The organism is Chryseobacterium gwangjuense, from assembly GCF_021311115.1.
GTDB classification, from domain to species: Bacteria; Bacteroidota; Bacteroidia; order Flavobacteriales; family Weeksellaceae; genus Chryseobacterium; species Chryseobacterium gwangjuense.
Genome location: NZ_JAJTNP010000005.1, coordinates 106,475 through 129,479 on the forward strand (window position 1 = coordinate 106,475; position 23,005 = coordinate 129,479).

Genomic DNA, 23,005 nt, shown 5'->3' on the forward strand with positions numbered 1-23,005 from the left:
TATGAATATACTTTTACAATGTAAAGTCAAAAGGTTTTTGAAGGCTTTGTTTGTAATGTTCTGTATGGTTTTTGGATTGTCTGCACAGGCGCAGACTGTTACAATCGGTACAGGAACAACGACACAACGATATCCTTTGGGATCTAATTATGGCTATGAAATGTCCGCCTCACTTTATAAGGCTTCGGAACTAAATATGCCGGCCGGAGGGAATGTTCTCTCAGTAGCTTGGTATTCTACGGTTGCAATGAATTTCAACCTTCCCATAAAGATTTATTTAAAATCAGTTCCAGCTGCAACAACGGCATTCGTTGCACAGCAATGGACTTCTGTCAAGTCCGGATCAGTATTGGTGTATGATGGGACGGTAAGTAACTTACCTATTGGATGGAATACTATCACGCTACAAAATCAGTATTATTATAATGGTACTGATAATTTAGAGGTTCTTGTAGAAACAAATTTTGGTGGAACCGGCGGAACAACAAGCAGTACAGGAAGTGGAATAAGATACAGTACGGCTACTTCCGGGCATATGTATTATTATGCGAATAATGTTCAGCAAGGTACCAATGGGTATGTTTCTTCCAGCCGGCCAAATATTCAATTAACTTTTGGAGCAATACCGGCATGTATTCCTCCGGCAGGATCAGGGTTAACACTATCATCGTTAACGACAACAAGTGCGGGAATTAGTTGGATAGCTCCTTCTCCCGTTCCTGCTGCAGGGTATGAGGTATACTATACTCCATCTACAGCAATCCCAACTCAAGCAACTACACCTTCAATGGCGGTGGCCACCGGAACTACAGCTACATTGCCTCTGACTCCCGGCACAAAATATTATGCATGGGTGAGATCAAAATGTAGTTCTTCAAGCCAGAGTACCTGGGTTGGACCATTAGAAATTTACACGGGTTATTGTGTGCCTTCTGCAGGTACCAGTTCTTCATTATACTATGTATCGAAAATTGCCACAACCGGAGCCTGGACTAACCTGAATTACACAGCATCGTCATATGCACCCTATATAGATAATTCTTCTGATACATTTACTGCTTCACCGGGAAATACAATTAATGTAACTTTAAAGGGGGCGGGTACCTATTATTACTATTATTATGTATGGGTAGACTGGAACAACGATTTGGATTTTAATGATCCGGGAGAAACTATTCTGGCAACGACTACTACTGTTAATACAGGAAGCTCAGCGGTTATTAATGTGCCTCCGGCACAACCATACGGAAATTATAGGGTGAGATTTGCCACATCAAGTGTCGGACAAATTACCTCTTGTGGGGCAGCACCTTCCGGTAATTATATAGACTATAACCTGGCAGTTGGAGCTCCCCCTACATGTTTACCACCTACAGCTTTAACTTTGAATGCTGCTTCATTATCTTCGGCTACTATTGGATGGACGGCTCCTGCTTCTGCCCCTGCCGGAGGATATGAAATTTATTATAATACAACTAATATTACTCCTACGATCGCAACAGCACCTCAAATTACGGGGGTAACCGGTACATCGGCTACGATTCCGGGGTTAACGGCTAACACAACCTACTATATCTGGGTACGATCAAGATGTAGCTCCGCTGATGCGAGTCCATGGTCTGCACCAATTACGGTATATACTGGATATTGTATACCATCACCACCAACGAGTACTATTACAACTTATTATTTGAAGACTGTTACCACAACGGGAGGTTGGACGAATTTGAATTATACAACTCCTGCTTATAGTCCGTATGTTATTTCAAACTCTACTTTTAGGAGCTCCCCGGGATTCGCCGTTAATATGAATTTGAGTATGAGTACTTCTACAGGACTTTTTTTTGTGTGGATAGACTGGAATAATGATATGGATTTTAATGATCCGGGAGAAACTATTCTGACAACAACTGTTATTAATGCAACAGGAGTCGCCACTATTAATATTCCTGCAGGGCAGGCTTTTGGAGATTACAGGGTAAGATGTGCTACCTCTTGGAGTGGGCAGATTACATCTTGTACATCCGGAAGCTATGGAACCTATGCAGATTTTACCCTGGTTGTGGATTCCCCTCCTACCTGTCTGCCACCTACGGCTATCACCGTAACAGGAGTAACCGGAAACGGAGCTACCATAGGTTGGGCTGCTCAAACTCCTGTACCAGCTAATGGTTATGCCTATTATGTCTCTACATCGTCTACACCACCTGCTTTTGGAGCAGCACCGACAGGGACTTCAATGACTAATTCGGCAAATTTGGCACCTACTTTACTTCCTAGTACGACTTATTATTGGTGGGTAAGAGCTGTTTGCTCTTCTTCTGACAACAGCTATTGGGCACAAGGACCAAGTTTTATGACCACACAGATTCCCGCGACACTTCCATACCTTCAAAACTTTGAAGGCAATAACGACTTTGGCTTCCTGAATGGAACACAGACAAATAAATGGTTCTATGGTTCAGCAGCTGGAAATACCGGTAAATCCATTTATATTTCGAATGATAGTGGAGTAAGCAACGCTTATACAATTACTTCTACAAGTATCGTACAGGCATACAGGGATATTATGATCCCTCCGGGAGCCTCACTTGCTACCTTGTCTTTCGATTGGAGAACAATGGGAGAAGGAACTTCTATTCTTTACGATTATTTAAGAGTATGGTTAGTTTCGGCAACATTTATGCCTACACCGGGAACGAAGATTACAGCATTAGCTTCAGCCCCGGGAGCGCCTGGCAGAATACAGATTGGCGATTTTAATCAAAATGGCACTTGGCAATCTTATTCCAATGCTACTTTAAATCTCAGCAGCTTTGCAGGTACTGTAATGCGTTTGGTATTTGAATGGAGCAATAACAGTACCGGAGGTGTCCAGCCACCGGCTGCGGTCGATAATATTGTCTTGCGAATCTGTAGTACAGAAACTCCAACTGTAGCGGTTTCCGGTATTACTGATAATTCCGCTACCCTAACCTGGCCACAGGATATTGCAGGAGCATCTTACAAGCTAAGATATAGACCAAAAGGAACTACGCAATGGTTACCTGTTGCAGGTCCTATAGATGTGGCAGCGGTATCTGGACCTACTCAGACTTTTCTACTTCAGGGTCCTACTTATACGTTATTACCCAATACGTTATATGAAGCAGAAGTAGCGGCAGTTTGTAATACAGTAAATATCGGAGTATATTCTCACAATGAGTTTACAACCTTATGTGATCCAACTCCACCAAATGTAAACTTTACAAATATTACCGCTACTTCAGCAGTAGTTAACTGGTCACCATTGGTAGGAAATGCTACCTATGAAATGCAGTGGAGAAAAGTAGGTGATCCAGTCTGGATTGGTCCCATCTCTTTACCCACATCACCAGCAGCCTATACGCTTCCATCCCCTGGATATACTTTAACTCCTTATACCCAGTATATAGTTCAGATCAGAAGCAAGTGTATAGGCTCAGCTACCCCAAATCCGTGGTCCAGCCCTTTCTTATTTACCACAGAAAGAACATGTGATACCCCGCCACCGGGATTAACGATTCTGGAACTTTATCCGAACAGTGCTAAAATCCAGTGGGAGCCACTCCCAGGAGCCACCTATGTATTGAGATACAGAAAAGTAGGTATTCCAAGCTGGACAAATGTTTCCGTATCGACCAATATCTTTACCTTGACCGGGTTATCAGAATTGACAAAATACGAAATAGAGGTGGCAAATATCTGTAGTGGGACGCCGGGTAGCTTTACTTTGCCATACTACTTTACTACCCCTACAGTAGTGTATTGTCGTATGGGTGCCATTAACACCTCCAATGAGTATGTTTCAAAAGTAACGGTTACCCCTAACGGAAAACCACAAATGCTAAATGTATCTCCAGCTTCTAACTATACCGATTATACCATGACTCCAGCGACTTATATCGAGTTGGTTCAGGGATCTGTAAATAATCAGATCACAATAGATAAATCCATCACCTCAGCTGCAGGGGTGGTAGCCTGGATTGACTTTAACAGAAACGGAAAATTTGACATCAATGAAAGAATCTTGGTTTCGGGTCCTAATAGTGACACCACAGCGAGTGCAACCTTCAATGTACCCTCCGATGCTTTCGTAAGCAATATAGACTATATGTATGTAGTGATGAGAGTAGCATTAATGAAAGGAGCCCTTCCGGTGAATTGTACGAACTTTGACAGCGGTGAGGTAGAAGATTACACCGTAAGAATTTCTAAGCAACCTATTGTTAATGTCTTAAATCAAAATGATATCCTTATTTATCCCAACCCGGTCTCTACTGTGTTGAATGTTAAGAATATCAGCGAAAAAGCAAATTACAAGCTTTACAATGCTGCTGGGCAATTGGTGTCTTCCGGAATCATATTAAACAACAAGATCGATGTTCACATGCTGATCAATGGTGTCTATGTGATCAATATTCAGGATGGTTCAACCTCTGTTCATAAAAAGTTTATCAAGGAATAAGTGCAAGATAATTATTATAATTGGTTTAGTTTTAAATAGAATTAGGCTGTCTCACTTTTGAGACAGCCTTTTTTGTGAGCAAAAAAGGAAAGCCAAAGTCTACTAACCATAAAAACGATTTTCAAAAACTTAATAATATATAAAGTAAATAACATCGATGTTTCAAAATTACTCCAGAAACTTTTTGTGAAGTGAAAAAAATATTTGATAATAACCAAACCGTCACAATAGAAAATGAAGCGCATAAAAAAAATCACTTTAGAGAAGAAAAATGTTCTGCTATATTTAAAGTAACTTTAGTGTGTCAATTATACTTTCCAATAAAAAAGGGTGCTATGCTCCAGCTTAATTACAACCTTAGAAACGTAAAAATCAAACAAGTCACATTAAATCAATATGTTATAAAAATAACGCTTAAAAACATAACTAGTTATTTATCAGAAATTTACAAATTTTACTTACCGATACAAAACTTCGAGAAAATATTCCCCAACACCTCATCATTAGTTACTTCACCTGAGATTTCGCCAAGATGTTCCAATGCGTTTCTCAGTTCATACGCCAATAATTCCGTTGAAATCTGGAAAGAAATTGCTTCTTTTACTTTATGTACAGCATCTAAGGATTTTTGTAAAGCTTCGAAGTGACGCTGGTTGGTAATCACAACATTATTTTCAGATGCTTTTAATTGCTCTACGTAGGAAGACAACTCATTTTTAAGATCCTGAATATTCTGGTTTTCTACCGCAGAAATGGTAATAAAATCGAAATCGTGAGAGATTTTGTTTCTGAAAAGATCTTCTGCCTTTTCGTAAGCTGACGGAGAAACCTCATCAATTTTTGTAGCACAGATAATCAGTTTTAAATCTTCTCTCAACAAAGATTCTATCATTTCGATATCTTCAGAAAAATCTTCAGTTCCTGCATCTGCCAAGTACACAAGAATATTGGCGTTTTCTACTTTCTCTTTGGCTTTCTTTACTCCAATCGCTTCAATTTCATCCATTGTTTCACGAAGTCCGGCTGTGTCGATCAATCGGAATGCATGACCTTTAATATGTAAAACTTCTTCAATGGTATCTCTGGTTGTTCCTGCAATATTACTTACAATCGCTCTTTCTTCTTTCAATAACGCATTCAGCAATGTGGATTTTCCGGCATTCGGTTTTCCGATGATGGCTACGGCTGTTCCGTTTTTGATAGCATTTCCGTATTGGAAACTTTCAATCAATGAATTTAATTTCAGTTCAATTTTATTCAACAGCTGTACCAACGCTGATCGGTCGGCAAACTCCACATCTTCCTCTGCAAAATCAAGCTCTAGTTCAATTAACGAAACAAAATTCAGCAAATCTGTTCTTAAAAAAGAGATTTCATTGGTGATTCCTCCCTTCAGCTGATTAATGGCTACTTTTCTGGAAGCTTCATTCTCAGAAGCGATGACATCTGCAATCGCTTCAGCCTGAGAAAGGTCAATTCTCCCATTAATAAAAGCACGAAGGGTAAATTCTCCCGCTTTGGCCATTCTCGCCCCGTTCTTAATCAAGGTTTCAAGAATACGTTTTCCAATGTGCGGTGAACCGTGAAAAGCTATTTCTACAGAATTTTCCGTCGTAAAACTTTTCGGAGCCAGAAAAATCGAAAGCATCACTTCATCGATCGCCTCTTCCCCATCTACAAAATAGCCGTAATGAATGGTATGAGATTTTTGCTTCTCTAACCTTTTTGCAGGAAAAGATTTTTGAACGACGGATAAAGCATCGTTCCCCGAAACTCTGATAATGCCTAAAGCTCCTACTCCATTGGCTGTAGCCAACGCACAAATGGTATCGTTATTCATGCTGCAAATTTACGTTTTTTAATTGCAAACAACTATACCGTTTATCTATTGTCGTGATTTTCTGCTCTGTTTAAAAATATCAGGGATGAGCTTTCTCAAACATAAAAATCACCCCGAAACGAGATGATTTTACTGCTTTTGAATTTACTAATGTATATGAAAGGTGTGATTTGTGCTTTTTTGTTACACAAAGATAATATTTTTTTTCACAAATTGGAGAAAAAAGTAAAATAATTTTAAATTAAATAAAAAAGCCCTGTAATGTAACTTACAGAGCTTTTATACTTTATTTTATCTCATTAAAGAGGACTTACTAATTCCAAGAACCAGCCTTTAACTTCTCCATCCAAATACGGAGCGATCTTCTCTTCACATGTTTTATGATACTTATTCAGCCAAGCTATTTCACTTTCTGAAAGGATTTCTTTTACAACCGTATCTTTAAAGAACGGACAGAACGTTAACGTTTCAAACTCATAGAATGTTCCGTGAATCGTTTTTTCAGCTTCTTTTACGGCAATTAAATTCTCGTGACGGATTCCGTAATCTCCTTCAAGATAGTAACCAGGTTCGTTTGAACACACCATTCCTACTAAAAGGTCCTGTGGATTCATATCTTTTCTAATATTCTGTGGACCTTCATGCACATTCATGAAGCTTCCGACACCGTGACCTGTTCCGTGATTGAAATCTTTCCCTTCCATCCACAATGGCAGTCTTGCAATAGCATCCAGGTGAACTCCTTTCGTTCCTTTCGGGAATTTCACCATTGATAAACGGATCATTCCTTGTAAAACCAAGGTAGAATTTCTTTTAAATTCCTCTGAAACCGTACCTAAAGCAAACGTTCTGGTAATATCGGTCGTACCTTCCAAATACTGACCTCCTGAATCTACCAAAATACTTGCATCATTGGTAACTTCCTTGCTTCCTTTACTCTTTGCAGAATAATGCATAATAGCACCATTATCTTTATATCCAACGATACTTCCGAAACTTTCTCCTACGAAATTTTCACCTTCTGCACGGAAACCTCTCAGCTTTTCACCGATCGAGTATTCGTTCATTGCTTCTTTTCCTGCATTATGAGTTAACCAATACAAGAATTTCACCATAGCAACTCCGTCTCTCACCATCACTGTTCTGAAACCTTCCAGCTCCGTTTCGTTTTTCTGAGCTTTCATTAAATTTCCGGGAACCGGAGCTTTGATGAATTGGTTATCAGATTTTAAAGCTTCATAAATAGATTGGTTGCTGTTTGGGGAAACCAAGACTTTTTCGTTTTTGAACACACTTAAATGATTGTAAAATTCTTCGTAAGGCATCATTTTAACGAAAGACTCATCCATTTGCTTTCTTGCTTCAACTTCCAGTTTTTCCAGACCGGTAAACAACATTGCATCGTTTTTAGTAATGATAACATATCCTAAAAATACAGGATTGCTTTCTACATCGCTTCCTCTTAGATTCAATGTCCAAGCAACATCATCCAAACTTGCAATAATGTGAACGGTGGCTTCCTGCTCTTCCATTTTCTGACGGATGGCTGCAATTTTATCGGTAACTGATTTTCCGGCCCATTTTACAGGATGTACAAAAATCGGATTTTTTGATGGTGTTCCTCTGTCAACCCAGATTTGCTTTAAAAGAGGACTGTCAACCAGTGTTATATTTTTTGAATTTAATTTTTGAGTTAAAAGCTCCCAATTCGCATGAGCTGTAGCTACTGCATTTACTGCTACTTTTCCGTTTGCCGGAATTTCAGAAATAATCCAGTCGATATAATTAGGAGTTCCTTCCATTCCGTCTTTGAAAAGATCGATTCCTGAACCTTCCAATTCAATAGCTGCTTGAGTGAAATATCTTCCGTCTGTCCAAAGCCCTGCTTTATCTTTTGTCACTACTACAAAACCTGCAGAACCTAAAAATCCTGACAACCAAGCTCTCTCCTGCCATTCTTCAGGCAAATATTCACTCATATGCGGATCCGCAGAATATACTATAAATGCATCAACATTATTTTTCTGCATCTCTTCACGAAGCGCAGCTACTTTTTCCTTTGAAGTCATTTTGATAATTTTTTAAAGACGGGAAGTTACGAATTTTTAGAGTTTCATGATTAAATTTCGAAGCCAATTTATGGGATATTATCGCAAGTAAATCATTCATTCAAAATGAGTATTTAATTTTCACTTTTTTGGTAAGATTCTTAGTATATTCACATGATGAAAACACAGAATTATAAAAACCATAAAAAATTTTATACTCCCCATCATTTTGTTTACTTACCTATTCTCATTCTGTTAGAGATTTTGGGAGTTTATAAGATTTTTAATGATCAACCTAATCAACTTGCCTGGATATTATTTTCAATTGTTATTTTCCTGCTTTTCTATTTGGCCTTTATGCTAAGGCAGCATTATGCTTTGGGGCTCCAGAACCGATTAATCCGACTTGAGTTTAAACAGCGCTATTTTGAAATTTTCGGAAGAAGATCCGATGACATTGAAGGAAAATTAACATTTGATCAAATTGCAGCATTGAGATTTACCTATGACGATGAGTTTAAAGAATTGCTGTACAGAGCTATTCATGAAAATATTTCGGGTGATGAAATCAAAAAATCGATCAAAAACTGGCGAGCCGACCTTCATAGAATTTAGTTGGATAATGTGTAATAAAAAATATCTTGATAGACAGAAAAAGTTAGAAGAAAATCGTGACAAACCCTACCTAATCCAGTAAGAAAAACTGGTTCTCAAAATATTAGAAAATGAAAAGATGTAAATAGTCTCTATCAATTTTTTGTCAGGATTAAATGTTGTAAATTTGTATCATTCGCAAATTAAAAAATAATACAACGTAATATGTCTAAAGCAATTTCGCAAGTACCATTTGCAGTAAACGAACCGGTAAATTCTTATGCACCGGGAACTCCTGAAGTAAAAAGCCTTATCGCTCAATACAAGAAAATGTGGGCTGAAAAAGTAGAAATCCCAATGGTTATTGATGGGAAAGAAGTAAAAACTGATGATAAAGTTCAGCTTCAGTCTCCTCAGGATCATGCTCATGATTTCGGTTTTTACCACAGAGGAACAATGCAACATGTAGATGATGCCATCAACGCTGCATTGGCTGCAAAAAAAGAATGGAACGAGCTAGGTTGGGAACACCGTGCTGCCATTTTCTTAAAAGCTGCTGATCTTTTAGCAGGACCATACAGAGATGTAATCAATGCTGCTACCATGATCGGGCAATCTAAAAATGTTCATCAGGCTGAAATTGACGCAGCTTGTGAATTCATTGATTTCTTGAGATTCAACGTAGAATTTATGACGGAAATGTATTCTGAACAACCCGTTTCTGACGCAGGAATCTGGAACCGTGTCGAATACAGACCATTGGAAGGTTTCTGCTTTGCAGTAACTCCGTTCAACTTTACAGCGATTTCCGGAAACTTACCAACTTGTATGGCAATGCTTGGAAACGTAGTGGTTTGGAAACCTTCTGATAAGCAAATCTACTCTGCTAAAGTAATCATGGATGTTTTGACAGAAGCAGGTCTTCCAAAAGGAGTGATCAACATGATCTTTACAGACGGAAAAGAAACTGCTGAGAAAGTTTTGGCACACAGAGATTTTGCAGGTCTTCACTTTACTGGTTCTACAAAAGTATTCCAGGGAATGTGGAAAATGATCGGTGATAATATTCATAATTACAGAACATACCCGAGAATCGTTGGTGAAACAGGTGGAAAAGATTTCGTTATCGCTCACCCGTCTGCCAACGTAGAAGCTGTTGCTACTGCTTTGGTAAGAGGAGCTTTCGAATATCAGGGACAGAAATGTTCTGCGGCTTCAAGAGCTTATATTCCTCAGTCTCTTTGGGCTGATGTGAAAAAAGTAATGGAAACTCAGGTGGCTTCTATTAAAATCGGTTCTCCTGAAGATCCTTCAAACTTCGTAAATGCTGTCATCGACAAAAATTCTTTCGAAAAATGTAAAGGATATATCGACAGAGCAAACTCTTCAAGCGAAGCCAACGTAATTATTGGTGGAACTTGTGATGATTCTAAAGGATGGTTTGTACACCCAACAGTAATCGAAACGACAAATCCTCAGTACGAAAGTATGGTTGAAGAAATCTTTGGACCTATCTTATCTGTTTACGTTTACGAAGATGCAAAATGGGCTGAAACTTTACAATTGGTAGATTCTTCTTCTCCATATTCATTAACAGGTTCTGTATTTGCACAAGATCGTTATGCTGTAAACCAGGCGTTCAAAGCGTTGGAAAATGCATCTGGAAACTTCTACATCAATGACAAACCAACCGGTGCAGTTGTTGGTCAGCAGCCTTTCGGTGGTGGTAGAGCTTCAGGAACTAATGACAAAGCTGGTTCTAAAATGAACTTATTAAGATGGACTTCAGTAAGATCTATCAAAGAAACTTTTGTTTCTCCTAAAGATTATAAATATCCATACTTAGGGTAATAAGCAATAAGTAATGGGCAATGAATAATGGTTGCTCGTTGATAAATACAGCCTCGGAATTTCGGTTTCGGGGCTTTTTTTATAAATAGAAAGAATAATCATAAAATATTGAACATTCAAATAAAGGGGTAAATAAGGACTATCTATTCTCTTTTAACAAAATTTAATCTATTTTATTGATATTTAATATTTTACAAAACTCATTCGGAATAGTAATTGAATTTTCCCAACTACACCAAAAAATAAATATTTATGAAAAAGTTTTTGTTACTAACCTTAGGTTTAGGAGTATTTGTCGTGAGTTGTGGAACCAAAGAGTCGTCTATGCAAAGCAAAAGTTCAGATTCAGCATCTGTACAAAGTAAAGCCCCTGTATCCCCTACAAAAGTTGATACCGTAAAGATTGACTCTACCGCAATGCCACCTGCAACGAGATAAAGTACAATCTTCAACAAGAAAACTTCCACATAACTTAGTTGTGCGGAAGTTTTGTTATTATTTTTATCCATTTAATCATTTTTCAAAATTCACTTTCCTATAAAAATCTTGACTTTTATTTATTATATTTGAGTAAACATTAAAAGCAATTTATATGAAAAAACTATGGATCATTGTTGTTTTAGGCTTAGTCTTTTTAGGAAGCTGCGCAGACAAAAAAGAAAACAGAGAAGAATTTAAAGAAGCTCACAATAAAGATTCTATCAGAAACTCTATGGGTGACAGCGCTGTAATGAATTCTGAACCTTCTCAAATAACTCCGGCAGACTCAACCAAAGTTTCTAAAGACAATCTTACTTCTCCAAAGAAATAAAACCTCCTGATACCCAAAATTGGAAGTCATACATCAAAGATCCGTAATATTTTTACGGATTTTCTTGTTCTTTTACCTTTTTAATCCCCTTTCTATAAATACTTTACAATATTTTTTTAAATAATCAAATAATTTAATGCTCTTAATTATTACATTTGTAGCGGTCAAAAAAAATTAAATGAAAAAATTAGCAATATTATCTTCCCTGTTTATCGGAGCATTAGCATTTGCTCAGGGAATTAAATTTGAAGACAGTAATTTCGCAGCGGTTTTAGCTAAGGCTAAAAAAGAAAATAAACTTGTATTTATAGATGCCTATGCTTCTTGGTGCGGACCTTGTAAACTAATGGTAAAAAACATCTTCCCTCTTCAATCTGTTGGAGATTATTATAACGGTCATTTCGTGAATACAAAGATCGATATGGAAAAAGGGGAAGGAATTGAATTGGCTAAGAAATACAATGTAAAAGCTTTCCCAACTTATCTTTTCGTAGACGGGAACGGAGAAGTTGTACACAGAACGTTAGGATATGTAGAAGAAAATGACTTCATTCAGTTTGCAAAAGATGCGGGAGATCCAAATAAAAGATTAACAGCATTGAAACAAAAATTCGAAAATGGAGAAAAAGATCCTGAATTTTTGAAAAATCTTGCAGGTCTTACGATTTATAATGATGCTGAATTTGCAGGAAGAGTTTTAGATCGTTATTTTGCTGCTAAATCAGCTTTTGACAAAGATGATGTACAAATGCTTCTTTCCGGAGCTCAGTCAGCAGACAGCCCATTGTACAAAATTTTCCAATCTAAAAAAGCAGAAATAACAAAAGTTATTCCGGCTGAGCAATATGATGCGATTGATAAAAACATCAAAGTAAGTACGCTTTTCAAAAAGTCATATAACAAGGATACTAAAACTTGGAATGATAATTATTTCCTGACTGAGGCTCAAAAATTCTTATCGAAAGATGAAGCTGAAAAAATTCTGAAAAAAGCACAGGCTTCAAGAGCTTTGAGAGATAAAAATTTCACAGCGTATGAAAAACTGACGATGGAACTTTACAAAGATACTTCAGCAATATCTTCAGAAGAATTGAATTCTATCGCTTGGAATTTCTTTGAAAACGTAAGCAACAAATCTTCTTTGGAAAAAGCATTAGCTTGGGCTCAGGAATCTGTAAAGAAAAATGAAAACTTTGCTAACACAGATACTTTAGCAAACCTTTACAATAAAGTAGGTGATAAAAAGAACGCTAAATTGTGGGCTGAAAAATCAATTCAGTTGGCAAAAAGCACAGGACAGGATTCTGCAGATACTGAAAAGTTGTTAAAAACTCTTTAGTATAAGAAATAATAAACGAAAAAGCCGAAGAATATCTTCGGCTTTTTTTATTGATATGTTGTCATTAATATTCAAACAAAACACTTCCCCAAGTAAATCCGCTACCGAAAGCTGAAAGAAGTACCAAATCGCCTCTTTTAATCTTTCCTTCTTCTATGGCTTCACTTAAAGCAATCGGAATAGATGCTGCTGTTGTATTACCATATTTCTGGATGTTATTATGAATTTTTTCGTCCGGTAATCCAAATTTCTGCTGAACAAACTGGGCAATTCTCAAATTCGCCTGATGCGGAATAAACATATCCAGATCATCTATTGTTTTTCCTGCTTTATCCAACGCTTCCTTCATCGTTTCCGGGAATCTTGTTACCGCATGTTTAAACACGAAATTTCCATTCATAATCGGATAGACTTCTTTATCGGTAACATTTTCCGGCTCTTTTCTCATTCTGTCACTCCATCCGTATTTAGACCCCGGAAACTGAGTACACAATTCATCGGCATATTTCCCTTCAGAATGCATATTGACTGCTAAAATATCTCCTGCATTTTCATCTTCGGTCGCAGAAAGTACAATCGCTCCTGCCCCATCACCAAAAATTACAGAAACTCCTCTTCCTTCATCAGAAAAATCTAATCCGAAAGAATGAATTTCTGCTCCTACCACCAAGATATTTTTATAAGTATTTGATTTAATAAAAGCATTGGCAACACTCATTGCATATACAAAACCTGAACATTGATTTCTCACATCCAGCGCTCCGATAGTATCGCAACCTAACATATCCTGCAATAAAACCCCGCATCCCGGAAAATAATAATCCGGAGAAAGCGTCGCAAAAATAATATAGTCGATATCCTGAGCTGTTAAACCAGCATTTTTAATAGCTTTTTCTGATGCCTTAAAACCTAAGTAAGCAGTAGTTTCCTGAGCATCATTTCTGTTTTTTCGGTGTCTTCTTTCTTTGATACCAGTTCTTTCCGTGATCCATTCATCATTGGTAGTCATTAATTTTGCTAGATCATCATTTGTAACAACGTTGTCCGGAACATGAAATCCAATTCCTTTTATTGTACTTTTAATCATATAGTTTTTTAATTTTGGTAAAGATAAAATTTATTTAATACATACTATTTCAAAATATTAGTATTTTTACTTATGCCAATTAACACCATATACAGAGATTCCCTATGCGAATGGGTAGATGTAGAAGCTCCTACGGAAGAAGATTTAAAATTTCTTCATGAGAGATATGAGATTAATAATCTGCTTTTGGAAGACACTCTGGATCCTAACCATTTACCTAAATATGAGGAAGACGGAAACGTAAAGTTTTTTCTCCTACGTGAAAGTACAGAGCTGGAAAGGAAAAACCTCAACACCATAAGTGATATCAGTACCAAAATTGGGATTTTTCTGATTAACAATACCATCATTACGGTTCACAGAATGAAAACCAAGAGTATTGTTCAGACCAAAAAACAACTTTCTTCCACGCAAGACCAGGTGAATTCAGAAAAAATAGCTTTAATGATTACCTTGCTTATCATGAAAAGTTTTGATGATGAGTCGGTAAGCTTAATGGAAACCATGGACAATATTGAAAACGAAATTTTCCTTAAAAACACCAACCACACCAATCAAATCCGGAGGTTATACAAATTGAAAAGAAAATCGGGACTTAATTCCAGAGTTCTTTCAATCTCCACTGATGCCATTGATAAGTTTAAACTGCTCAACTTACAGGATTCTGAAGTGGTGGATTTAAAAGATAAACATAAGGATGTTGTCGCTGATTTTGATCATTTGAATATTCAGATTACCAACCTTATCTCTATGTTTTTGGCCCTTTCTGACCAGAAAGCCAATCAGGTCATGAAAGTTTTGGCTATATATTCTGTTTATTTTTTACCGATTACTTTTATTGCCGGTTTATATGGAATGAATTTCGACAATATGCCCGAACTTCGCCATAAATACGGATACTATATCACATTAGGAGTAATGGCTGTAGTTGTGATCTGTACTTTTATTTATGCCCGAAGAAAACAATGGTAATTTTCCTGTAAAATATAGTGAAAACACTAGGTTTATCTATTTTAAATATAATTAGCTTTGAATAGTAAAACGAATAGATGACAGTTTCATAAAAAACCAAATCAAGCCATGAAACCTGAAACTTTAAACAACATTCTCGAAGAAGATATTCTTTCCGAAGATTCCAAAGAAAAACTTGCCAGCTTGTATGATAAGATTTCTAACAAAGAGTTTTCTGATCTTTTGGATGCACGAGGTAATCAATATGTCGAATTTGTACAGGAAGGAGGCGGAGTTTGGGGAAGTGCACTGGTAGGTTATCTTTATGGTCTTGAAATTTTCGGAGTCCGGTTTCTGAAAATTGCAGGAACAAGTGCAGGAGCTATTAATACGATGCTTATTGCAGCTTGTAAAACTAAAGAGGAAGCAAAAAGTGAAGTCATCAAAGACATTCTTTTCAACTGGAATTTTGCAGATTTCATGGATGGAAAACCGTATGTGAAAACTACCATTCATGCCATGCTGAATAATAAGAATTTTATTAAAATTAATGTAATTCTTGCCGTCGTTCTCATGCTTATTCTTGTGATTATTCCTTTTGCTACCCCATCAGAAACTACTTTACGAGCGAAATTATTCTTCCTCATCCCTTTAATTCCTATACTTATTGCCTTAATTTGCTTTAAAAAATTTTATAATGACTTTAAAAAGCAAAATAGTGGTTTCAATCCGGGAAATGCTTTTTTAGACCAAATGAAAGAAGTTCTGAATGGTTTTGGAATAAAGACCGTAGCAGAACTTAATAAGAAATTCATTCAAAAAGAAGATAAGCTTAACCTCAATTATCGCTACGGAAACGGACAGGAATATTACCATAAAGCTTTGCAGAGTATTGAGAAAATAAAGGAAAACAATTTGGAGCATATTGATGCTACCCGATATAAAATATTCTACGAGGGAGCCGTAAACAATGATTATTATAAAAACAATCCGTTCTATCAATTAAAATCAGAATATGTAATTGTTACTACAGATATTAACGCTAAAATAAAAGTGGAGCTTCCAACTATGGCCAATCTTTATTGGTCTGAGGAAGAACTGAAACACATCAGTCCCGCTGAGTTTGTACGGGCATCGATGTCCGTTCCTTTCTTCTTTGAGCCTATGCAAAAACGTATTGATAAAGATGATGATTCTGTAAAATACGCATGGAAATTCTGGATGAATACCACACAGGAGAATATTTACCCGGTAGGAATTTTCATTGACGGTGGAAGTATTTCCAACTTCCCTATCGATCTCTTCCATGCGACAGATGTTTTTTATCCGAGGCTGCCTTTATTTGGAGTACAACTGACCAGTGATTCTGATATCGCTTCCGAAAAAGGAAAAACCAGCGAGCAGATTCTGAAGTCACCGTTTTCATATGCCGGAAATATCATCAGTACTCTGAAAGGTTTTAATGATAAAACTTTTCTCACTAAACATACTTTCTACCATCTTTTCAGTATTCAGACGGTCAATTGTGGAACAAGCAACTGGCTCAATTTCTTTATGAAAAAAGAGGAAAAAGAAGAACTTTTCAATCGCGGTTTCCAAGCTGCTCTGGACTTTCTTACTCAGTTTGATTGGGAAAAATACAAATATGAAAGAATGATGTTGTCTATGAAAGAAAAGAAGATTTTGAAAGAGGAAGATACCCCGACTGTGGGGTAATTAAAAAGTTATCTTAAATATCATTTTTGAACTTTTTATTCCAAATTCCAAGCACTTTTCTTAAATTTAATCACACCAAACATCAAACTATGAAAAACTCATTTCTTTCTCTGGTCCTATTCTTCATTTTAGGATTTGGAAATCATGTTAATGCTCAAAAAATATCCGACGGACAATCTATCGACCTCAACGGGATGAGCGTTGTTTTTAATATCCTGAATAAAGAAAGCATAGAAGTGGGCGGAAAACCTTTTGACCGCTACAAAGTCTCCGCAACGGTAAAAAACAATTCGGAAAAGTCTTACAATATCAGACTTTCTGCATTTCCTCAAATCGTAAGTAATATTGGAATTGTAGAACTCGACTGTATTAATGCTACCGGAGCAAAACTGACTTCAAAAAAGATTCAGTTGAAAATGAAAGCACAGATGATTAATGTTACTTATTCTGCCTATGATAAATCCGGAAAATTCACCAACAATACCATTCCTGTTACCGGAAGCTATTATTTTGATTCGGGTGATTCTATCAATGATAATGCTATTTTCATTGTTCCACAAGGTGAAAAACCTGATGTATCCGTAAGAAGTTTAAAATAATTTTACGCATTGCGCCGGCGGAGAATCCGCCGGCGTAAATTTTATGATTTCATCTCTATTTTCTGAAATTATGATCCAATCTTCCACTTTGGATCTTGTTTCAAGATTTCTTTATAAACAGCACAAGTTTCGTGATGAGCTCCTTTCAGATACCCAATGCTCATGAGAAATTCATTGACAATTTCTCCTCCTGTAAACTTGAATGTTTTTTTGAAAAGCTTCATCCATTCCTGTAATGTTTTCGGATGATGTTGCTCTAACCATTTTTCAAATGAACCGAATTCTTTTTGAAGTTCCAGAATAGTTTTAGCATTTTCTATGGCAGCATTTACTTTCAATTTATTTCTGATAATTCCGGGATCGTTCAAAAGTCTTTCACGATCCGCTTCTGTATAATTTGCCACTCTTTCAATTTCAAAATTGTCGTATGCATTTCTGAAGCTTTCTTCTTTTTTCAAAATCGTTTCCCAGCTCAATCCGGCCTGATTAATTTCCATAATCAGTCTTCCAAACAGTTCATTATCATCATGAATAGGGAACCCATAATGATGATCGTGGTAATTTTTATGAAGTTCTCTCCGGCTTTCCGGCTGCATTCCGTCGATCGCTAAACAATAACTCATTTCAGTTTGATTACATTTTACCATGTAAAGATAATTGTAAGTAGTGACAACTGTTTGTCAGGAGGACATTTCAGCTTAAATTTATTTCAAAACCGATAATAGCATAAAATAAAACATTAGTTTTGTAAGAATGTCTTTCCTTAAAGCACATACCCGTTTTTATAAAGCAACTATTATCCTGTTGCTTTTAACATTTTCATTGTCGCCATGCAGTGTCAAAAGAGATGTGCTTAATATTTTTGATATTCAGTATATCGAGACCTTGAATAAGGTAAAAACAACGGTTACCTCTACCTCCAACTGTGATACTTCTTTCCAAAACTCCTCTACCGCTTCAGTTTTCAAAGCAGATCTAAAAGCAAAAAAAATAGATGTTTCTTTTAGTCTGAATCTGTATTTAAAAAAAACGAGAGAGGAAAAGATCCCTTCAAACTATTCGAAAACCACCACCGGAAACAGTCCACCGAAATACATTTTGTTTAAGCGATTGAAATTAGACCTGATTTAAGAGTACTCTCAAATCATTTTTAATCAAATTATTTAAACAAATATACTTTAATGAACAATACTACAAGAAATCAGTCGTATGATATGGCTGGTTTATTTACCTTATCAATCCGCCTTGTTATTGGCTGGACCTACTTTTCAGCTTTCTGGCGCAGACTTGTCCTTGAAAACAAATTAATTCCTGACGAAGCAGGCTATATCGGGGAAAAATTCAATCATTTTCTTCCTAATGCTTTAGGTATTAAGCCTATTATTGAATATCTGGTCACTCATCCTGATATGTTACAAAATTCCATGATCGCTTTTACGCTTATTGAAGCAGTGGTGGGTTTATTGCTGATGTTAGGATTGTTTACCCGGCTTATGAGCATCGGTGTTTTTGGTCTTGCGATGGGAATTTTATTGGGTTCCGGCTGGATCGGGACAACCTGCCTCGACGAATGGCAAATAGGAATTTTAGGAATTGCAGGCGGATTTACTCTTTTCCTGACTGGAAGCAGCTTTTATTCTGCCGATCAGTATTTCCTGAAAAACAACTTCCGTTTTACTTATACAAAATGGTTTAAATGGTTCAATTCGGGTGTTCTTCCGTTTTCTAATCTCAAACCTTTTGTTTTAATCGGTTCTGTCATTATTTTTGGATTAACTCTTTTTACCAATCAGTATTTTCATGGTGGAGTTTGGGGAACGCTGCACAACAAATCTGTAAAGCCAAAACTGGAAATCAGTAACGTTTCATTGCAAAAATCTAATATACAGTTTCAAGTGTATCGAACAGAAGGCGTTGATGTCTACGGATCGTTTCTCATCGGAATTCATATTTTAGATCAGCAAGGAAATGTTTTAAAAGAGCTCAACCTTAAGGAACTTTCGGAATTTCCAAAGGAAAATATTCAAAATCATTATGTTGCTAAAGTAAAACCCGGAAAACATAGTTTGATTATTCCTTTAGGATCAAAAGCAGATATAACAATTAACATCAATGACCTGCTTAGCCGTAAAGAAGAGATGTATTCTTTAAAGCTGATTGACATTAGTGGAATTGAATGGAAAGCTAAAATCAATTAAAATCCATTCTAAAAGGTCAAAAATAAACCAAAGCAGAACTATTCTTGCTTTGGTTTTTTATTTTAGTTAAAGAGCAAAAGGTATTATTTTCTAAACCATCGCTTCCTTTTTCAATCTGAAAATTTCTTTTGAGTTAAAAACAATAACCGCCAGGAATATAATTGAATAGGCTACAATCTGTAATCCTCCGAGTGCTTCATGGTAAACAGCTCCTGCCAGAATAAACGCAATAATAGGATTGATATTGAGAATCATTCCTACTTTTGAGGATGCAATTCCGGACATCGCATACAAATTCAAAAGCAGCGGAACAATTGTGTACATCATCGCAATGATTCCAATATATAAATAGAATTTGAACTCGGTAGGAACCGGTCCCGAAGACGAAGGGAAAAATGGCAATAAAATCAGAGCCGCCAGAATCATATGGAAATTCAGAATCAAGAATTTGTCAAATTTTGAATTAGCACTTTGAATAATCAGGTAACAAGCATAAGTAGAACCAATCAGACTGCTGTACAACATATCTAAAAGATTGGAATAAGACAACAAAACACATCCTACTCCGCTCAAAAAAACAGATAACCATTGCAGTTTGGTAAGTTTTTCGCGCAAAATAAAAAACGCAAGAATCGTTGTAATAATCGGGCAAACGAGATAGGCAACTGAAGTGGCTCTTACACTAATGTGATTCATTACATAAATAAAAGAAAACCAGTTTCCGGTGAGGAGAATGCTGCTCAGGATATTTAAACCTAGTATTTTCTGTTTGTTCTTCTTATCAAGGCTTCTAAAATATTTTACATTGTCTTTCAGTTTTGATCTTCTGAAAAGCACCGTCACCAAAGTCATAATAGCTGCACAACTAAAAACCCTGTAAAACAAAATATCCAACGAAGGATAAGCATGCAGCGGTCTCAGCACCAAACTAAATGTTCCCCACGTAGCAAAAGCAAAAATGGCGGCTAAATAATATTTCAGATTCTTCAAGTGAAATTTGGTTTTTTATTGATTTTAAAGTGAGGCAAAGATAAAGATAATTGTGACCTTCAATAAATTTCTTATTCCATCTTTGCTTTAATACTTTTGTATATTTGAACTTAGTTGTACAAAAACTCTCCTATGAAAAATAAATGTTTTATTTTGTCTCTTTTCTTATTCCTTATTCTTTCCAGTTTTACTGTTTATAAAAATTACTCTAAAGACAAACTGATAGGGAAATGGATTTTGCAAGATTCTTATTCTCCAGATTTTTCCAAAAAAATTGATTCGTTGAAGATCTATCAAAAAGTAGATGATTTTACCAAAAAGCTAATTAAAGAAAGTGATCCAACATATGATTTAAGCAAGTTATCAGATTCTGCAACAGCGTACATGAATGATTTTGAGAAAAAACAAATAAAAGAATTCATGGAAGATGGAACTTTTATTTTCACTAATCTTTCAGACGGAAGTAAAAGTAAAGGTAAATGGAAAATTCAAATTGATAAAGTTCCAAATCGAAATTTCAATTCAATTATTTTAGATTATGATGCTAATGATTATCTTAAATGTTGTATTCCTATAGACCAAGCTGAACAATTAAGAGCTAACAATAAAGAATTACAAAGGGTAAAAAAAATACATTTTAATTTTGTAAAAATAACCAATGATTCTATCATATGTAAAAGATATATTGATGAGCCAAACAAAAATGGATACACCTATTTAAATGATGTTTATATAAAACAAAAATAATTTTAGTACTACTAAGATTAGAACTTTATCAATTCAACAAAAAACCTCCGGAAGTTCCGGAGGTTTCTGTATTAATCTATATAAAATTTAGTGTACACCACTCAAGTCTATTTTTTCTTTACTTTTTCTTTCTTTAATGAAAAGAATAAACGGAATACAGATTAAGAATATCACCCCTAAATAAAGGAAAACATCCATATAAGATAATACCGTTGCCTGCTTCGTCACCGATAGATCAAGCACTTTGTAAGCGGCATTCATGGCTGCATCGGGTGTCATTCCTTTGGCTACAAAACTTGCTTTTAAACCATTTAATCTTTGTTGAACGTCGAAATCTGTTGAGTCTAAATGAGTAATCAGATTCACTCTGTATTTCTGACTGGCGTTGGCAATAAATGTGGTAATTGCTGCAATCCCGAAAGAACCTCCCAACTGTCTCATCATCCCGGTAAAAGCTGCTCCCTGACCGATTTCCTGACCTTTTAATGTACTCAATGACAATGAAGTGATCGGGATAAATAATAATCCTAGACCGGCTCCTCTTACAATCAGCATCCAGAAGAAGGCATCTTTACTTGTATCGGGTGTAAGGATTTTATATCCCCAGAAACTATAAACAAAGAATATGAATAATCCTAAGGAAACTAGAATCTGTTGTTTGGCACCTTTTGAAAGTAATCTACCAATAATCGGCATCATGAAAGCCGTTGTCAATGCCGCCGGAATCATCAAAGCTCCCGATTGCAGTGCCGTCCAACCCAGAATACTCTGTGTATATAACGGTACAATAAATGTAGAGCCATACAAACCAAATCCTAGTACAAACGACATCACGGTTCCGATCCTCAGATTACTGTTTTTCAAAACTCTTAATTCTACAATCGGATATTTGAAAGTAAGCTCCCTCCAGAGGAATAAGATAAATCCTAATACTGCCGATATTGTAAATGTTACAATCATTCCGCTTGCAAACCAGTCTTCTTCATGACCTCTTTCCAAAATGAACTGTAATGAACCTACGGTAACTGCCAACAGAGCAATTCCCAGCCAGTCTACATCCGAAACTTTACGTTTTTCAGCATATTTCGGACTTTTCACAAACTGAAGGGTCATTAGGGTCGCCGCAATCCCGATAGGAATATTGATATAGAAAATATACGGCCAGCTGAAATTATCAACGATATATCCTCCTAAAGGTGGTCCTAAAGTAGGTCCAATAATTACTCCTAATCCATAAATCGCCTGAGCCATACTTCTTTTTTCAAGCGGATAAGACTCCGTAATGATGGTTTGAGAAGTTACCAAGAGAGCTCCCCCTCCGATTCCCTGCATCAATCTGAAAAATACCAGTTCCCAAATATTTGTTGCATTTCCGCATAAGAATGAAAATATGGTAAATATGACAATGGAAGCAGCGAAATAATTTCTTCGACCGAACTGCTGCGAAAGCCAGCTCGTCATCGGCACAATAATTACGTTACCGATAGCATAGGCTGTAATTACCCAGCCGACTTCAGAAAGTGTGGCTCCAAGATTACCCTTCATCTCATTCAAGGCAACATTTACAATCGTGGAGTCCACTATTTCAAGCAGTGCACAAAGAATGGCCGTAATCGTAATGATTACTCTTCGGGCCCCATATTCTACTAATGAATCTTGCATAGTTTTTATATAAAAGTGAATTGTCAATAATCAATCAACTCCGTTGTCAATTGTACGACTTCATCTCCAGTTCATCATTGATTTTT

General features: G+C 36.4%; 18 protein-coding genes. 11 read left to right on the plus strand and 7 right to left on the minus strand.

Features of this window, described 5'->3' with window-relative positions; translation table 11 throughout:
* Position 1: 1 nt before the first annotated feature.
* Positions 2–4,486, plus strand: coding sequence for a GEVED domain-containing protein (locus LV842_RS11085; RefSeq protein WP_233111524.1), 4,485 nt, complete (start codon positions 2–4; stop codon positions 4,484–4,486).
* A 454-nt stretch (positions 4,487–4,940) separates the two neighbouring features.
* Here the strand turns inward: LV842_RS11085 and mnmE are convergent, their stop codons facing one another.
* Together mnmE and LV842_RS11095 are read right to left on the minus strand one after the other, a co-directional pair.
* Positions 4,941–6,326, minus strand: coding sequence for a tRNA uridine-5-carboxymethylaminomethyl(34) synthesis GTPase MnmE (gene mnmE / locus LV842_RS11090; RefSeq protein ID WP_233111525.1), 1,386 nt, complete (start codon positions 6,324–6,326; stop codon positions 4,941–4,943).
* 299 nt (positions 6,327–6,625) lie between these two features.
* The gene (locus tag LV842_RS11095) at positions 6,626–8,395 is read right to left on the minus strand and encodes an aminopeptidase P family protein (protein ID WP_233111526.1); all 1,770 of its coding nucleotides are present in this window, start codon (positions 8,393–8,395) and stop codon (positions 6,626–6,628) included.
* Between the two features lie 153 nt (positions 8,396–8,548).
* Between LV842_RS11095 and LV842_RS11100 the strand changes: the two genes are divergently transcribed.
* The gene (locus tag LV842_RS11100) at positions 8,549–8,989 is read left to right on the plus strand and encodes a DUF6526 family protein (RefSeq protein ID WP_317207298.1); all 441 of its coding nucleotides are present in this window, start codon (positions 8,549–8,551) and stop codon (positions 8,987–8,989) included.
* A gap of 204 nt (positions 8,990–9,193) precedes the next feature.
* On the plus strand, positions 9,194–10,819 hold the full coding sequence (pruA, locus tag LV842_RS11105; protein WP_233111527.1) for an L-glutamate gamma-semialdehyde dehydrogenase: 1,626 nt from the start codon (positions 9,194–9,196) through the stop codon (positions 10,817–10,819).
* 230 nt (positions 10,820–11,049) lie between these two features.
* Here pruA and LV842_RS11110 read toward each other — a convergent pair whose 3' ends face one another.
* Positions 11,050–11,328: a hypothetical protein gene (locus LV842_RS11110; protein ID WP_233111528.1), complete on the minus strand. Its 279-nt coding sequence runs from the start codon at positions 11,326–11,328 to the stop codon at positions 11,050–11,052.
* A gap of 83 nt (positions 11,329–11,411) precedes the next feature.
* Here LV842_RS11110 and LV842_RS11115 point away from each other — a divergent pair, with 83 nt between their 5' ends.
* Entirely contained in the window at positions 11,412–11,630 is a 219-nt protein-coding gene (locus LV842_RS11115; RefSeq protein WP_233111529.1) for a hypothetical protein, read from the plus strand.
* 178 nt (positions 11,631–11,808) lie between these two features.
* Positions 11,809–12,969 carry a thioredoxin family protein gene (locus tag LV842_RS11120; RefSeq protein WP_233111530.1) on the plus strand — a complete coding sequence of 387 codons (1,161 nt, stop codon included), beginning with the start codon at positions 11,809–11,811 and terminating at the stop codon, positions 12,967–12,969.
* Positions 12,970–13,033: 64 nt separating this feature from the next.
* Here LV842_RS11120 and LV842_RS11125 read toward each other — a convergent pair whose 3' ends face one another.
* Positions 13,034–14,056 carry a 3-oxoacyl-ACP synthase III family protein gene (locus tag LV842_RS11125; RefSeq protein ID WP_233111531.1) on the minus strand — a complete coding sequence of 341 codons (1,023 nt, stop codon included), beginning with the start codon at positions 14,054–14,056 and terminating at the stop codon, positions 13,034–13,036.
* A gap of 72 nt (positions 14,057–14,128) precedes the next feature.
* Between LV842_RS11125 and LV842_RS11130 the strand changes: the two genes are divergently transcribed.
* The 3 genes from LV842_RS11130 (at position 14,129) to LV842_RS11140 (ending at position 17,322) form a co-directional block, all read left to right on the plus strand.
* Positions 14,129–15,028 carry a magnesium transporter CorA family protein gene (locus tag LV842_RS11130; RefSeq protein ID WP_233111532.1) on the plus strand — a complete coding sequence of 300 codons (900 nt, stop codon included), beginning with the start codon at positions 14,129–14,131 and terminating at the stop codon, positions 15,026–15,028.
* 108 nt (positions 15,029–15,136) lie between these two features.
* A complete protein-coding gene (locus LV842_RS11135; protein WP_233111533.1) occupies positions 15,137–16,723 on the plus strand; it encodes a patatin-like phospholipase family protein in 1,587 nt (528 codons plus the stop codon).
* Positions 16,724–16,812: 89 nt separating this feature from the next.
* Positions 16,813–17,322: a hypothetical protein gene (locus tag LV842_RS11140; protein WP_233111534.1), complete on the plus strand. Its 510-nt coding sequence runs from the start codon at positions 16,813–16,815 to the stop codon at positions 17,320–17,322.
* 68 nt (positions 17,323–17,390) lie between these two features.
* Here the strand turns inward: LV842_RS11140 and LV842_RS11145 are convergent, their stop codons facing one another.
* Positions 17,391–17,945: a DNA-3-methyladenine glycosylase I gene (locus tag LV842_RS11145; protein ID WP_233111535.1), complete on the minus strand. Its 555-nt coding sequence runs from the start codon at positions 17,943–17,945 to the stop codon at positions 17,391–17,393.
* Positions 17,946–18,075: 130 nt separating this feature from the next.
* Here LV842_RS11145 and LV842_RS11150 point away from each other — a divergent pair, with 130 nt between their 5' ends.
* The gene (locus LV842_RS11150; protein WP_233111536.1) at positions 18,076–18,453 is read left to right on the plus strand and encodes a hypothetical protein; all 378 of its coding nucleotides are present in this window, start codon (positions 18,076–18,078) and stop codon (positions 18,451–18,453) included.
* Positions 18,454–18,503: 50 nt separating this feature from the next.
* On the plus strand, positions 18,504–19,520 hold the full coding sequence (locus tag LV842_RS11155; protein ID WP_233111537.1) for a TQO small subunit DoxD: 1,017 nt from the start codon (positions 18,504–18,506) through the stop codon (positions 19,518–19,520).
* Between the two features lie 90 nt (positions 19,521–19,610).
* Here LV842_RS11155 and LV842_RS11160 read toward each other — a convergent pair whose 3' ends face one another.
* Positions 19,611–20,510, minus strand: coding sequence for an EamA family transporter (locus LV842_RS11160; RefSeq protein WP_233111538.1), 900 nt, complete (start codon positions 20,508–20,510; stop codon positions 19,611–19,613).
* Positions 20,511–20,642: 132 nt separating this feature from the next.
* Here LV842_RS11160 and LV842_RS11165 point away from each other — a divergent pair, with 132 nt between their 5' ends.
* Positions 20,643–21,257, plus strand: a complete 615-nt coding sequence (locus tag LV842_RS11165) for a hypothetical protein (RefSeq protein WP_233111539.1) — start codon at positions 20,643–20,645, stop codon at positions 21,255–21,257.
* A gap of 87 nt (positions 21,258–21,344) precedes the next feature.
* Here LV842_RS11165 and LV842_RS11170 read toward each other — a convergent pair whose 3' ends face one another.
* Entirely contained in the window at positions 21,345–22,919 is a 1,575-nt protein-coding gene (locus LV842_RS11170; protein WP_233111540.1) for a DHA2 family efflux MFS transporter permease subunit, read from the minus strand.
* Between the last annotated feature and the right edge of the window lie 86 nt (positions 22,920–23,005).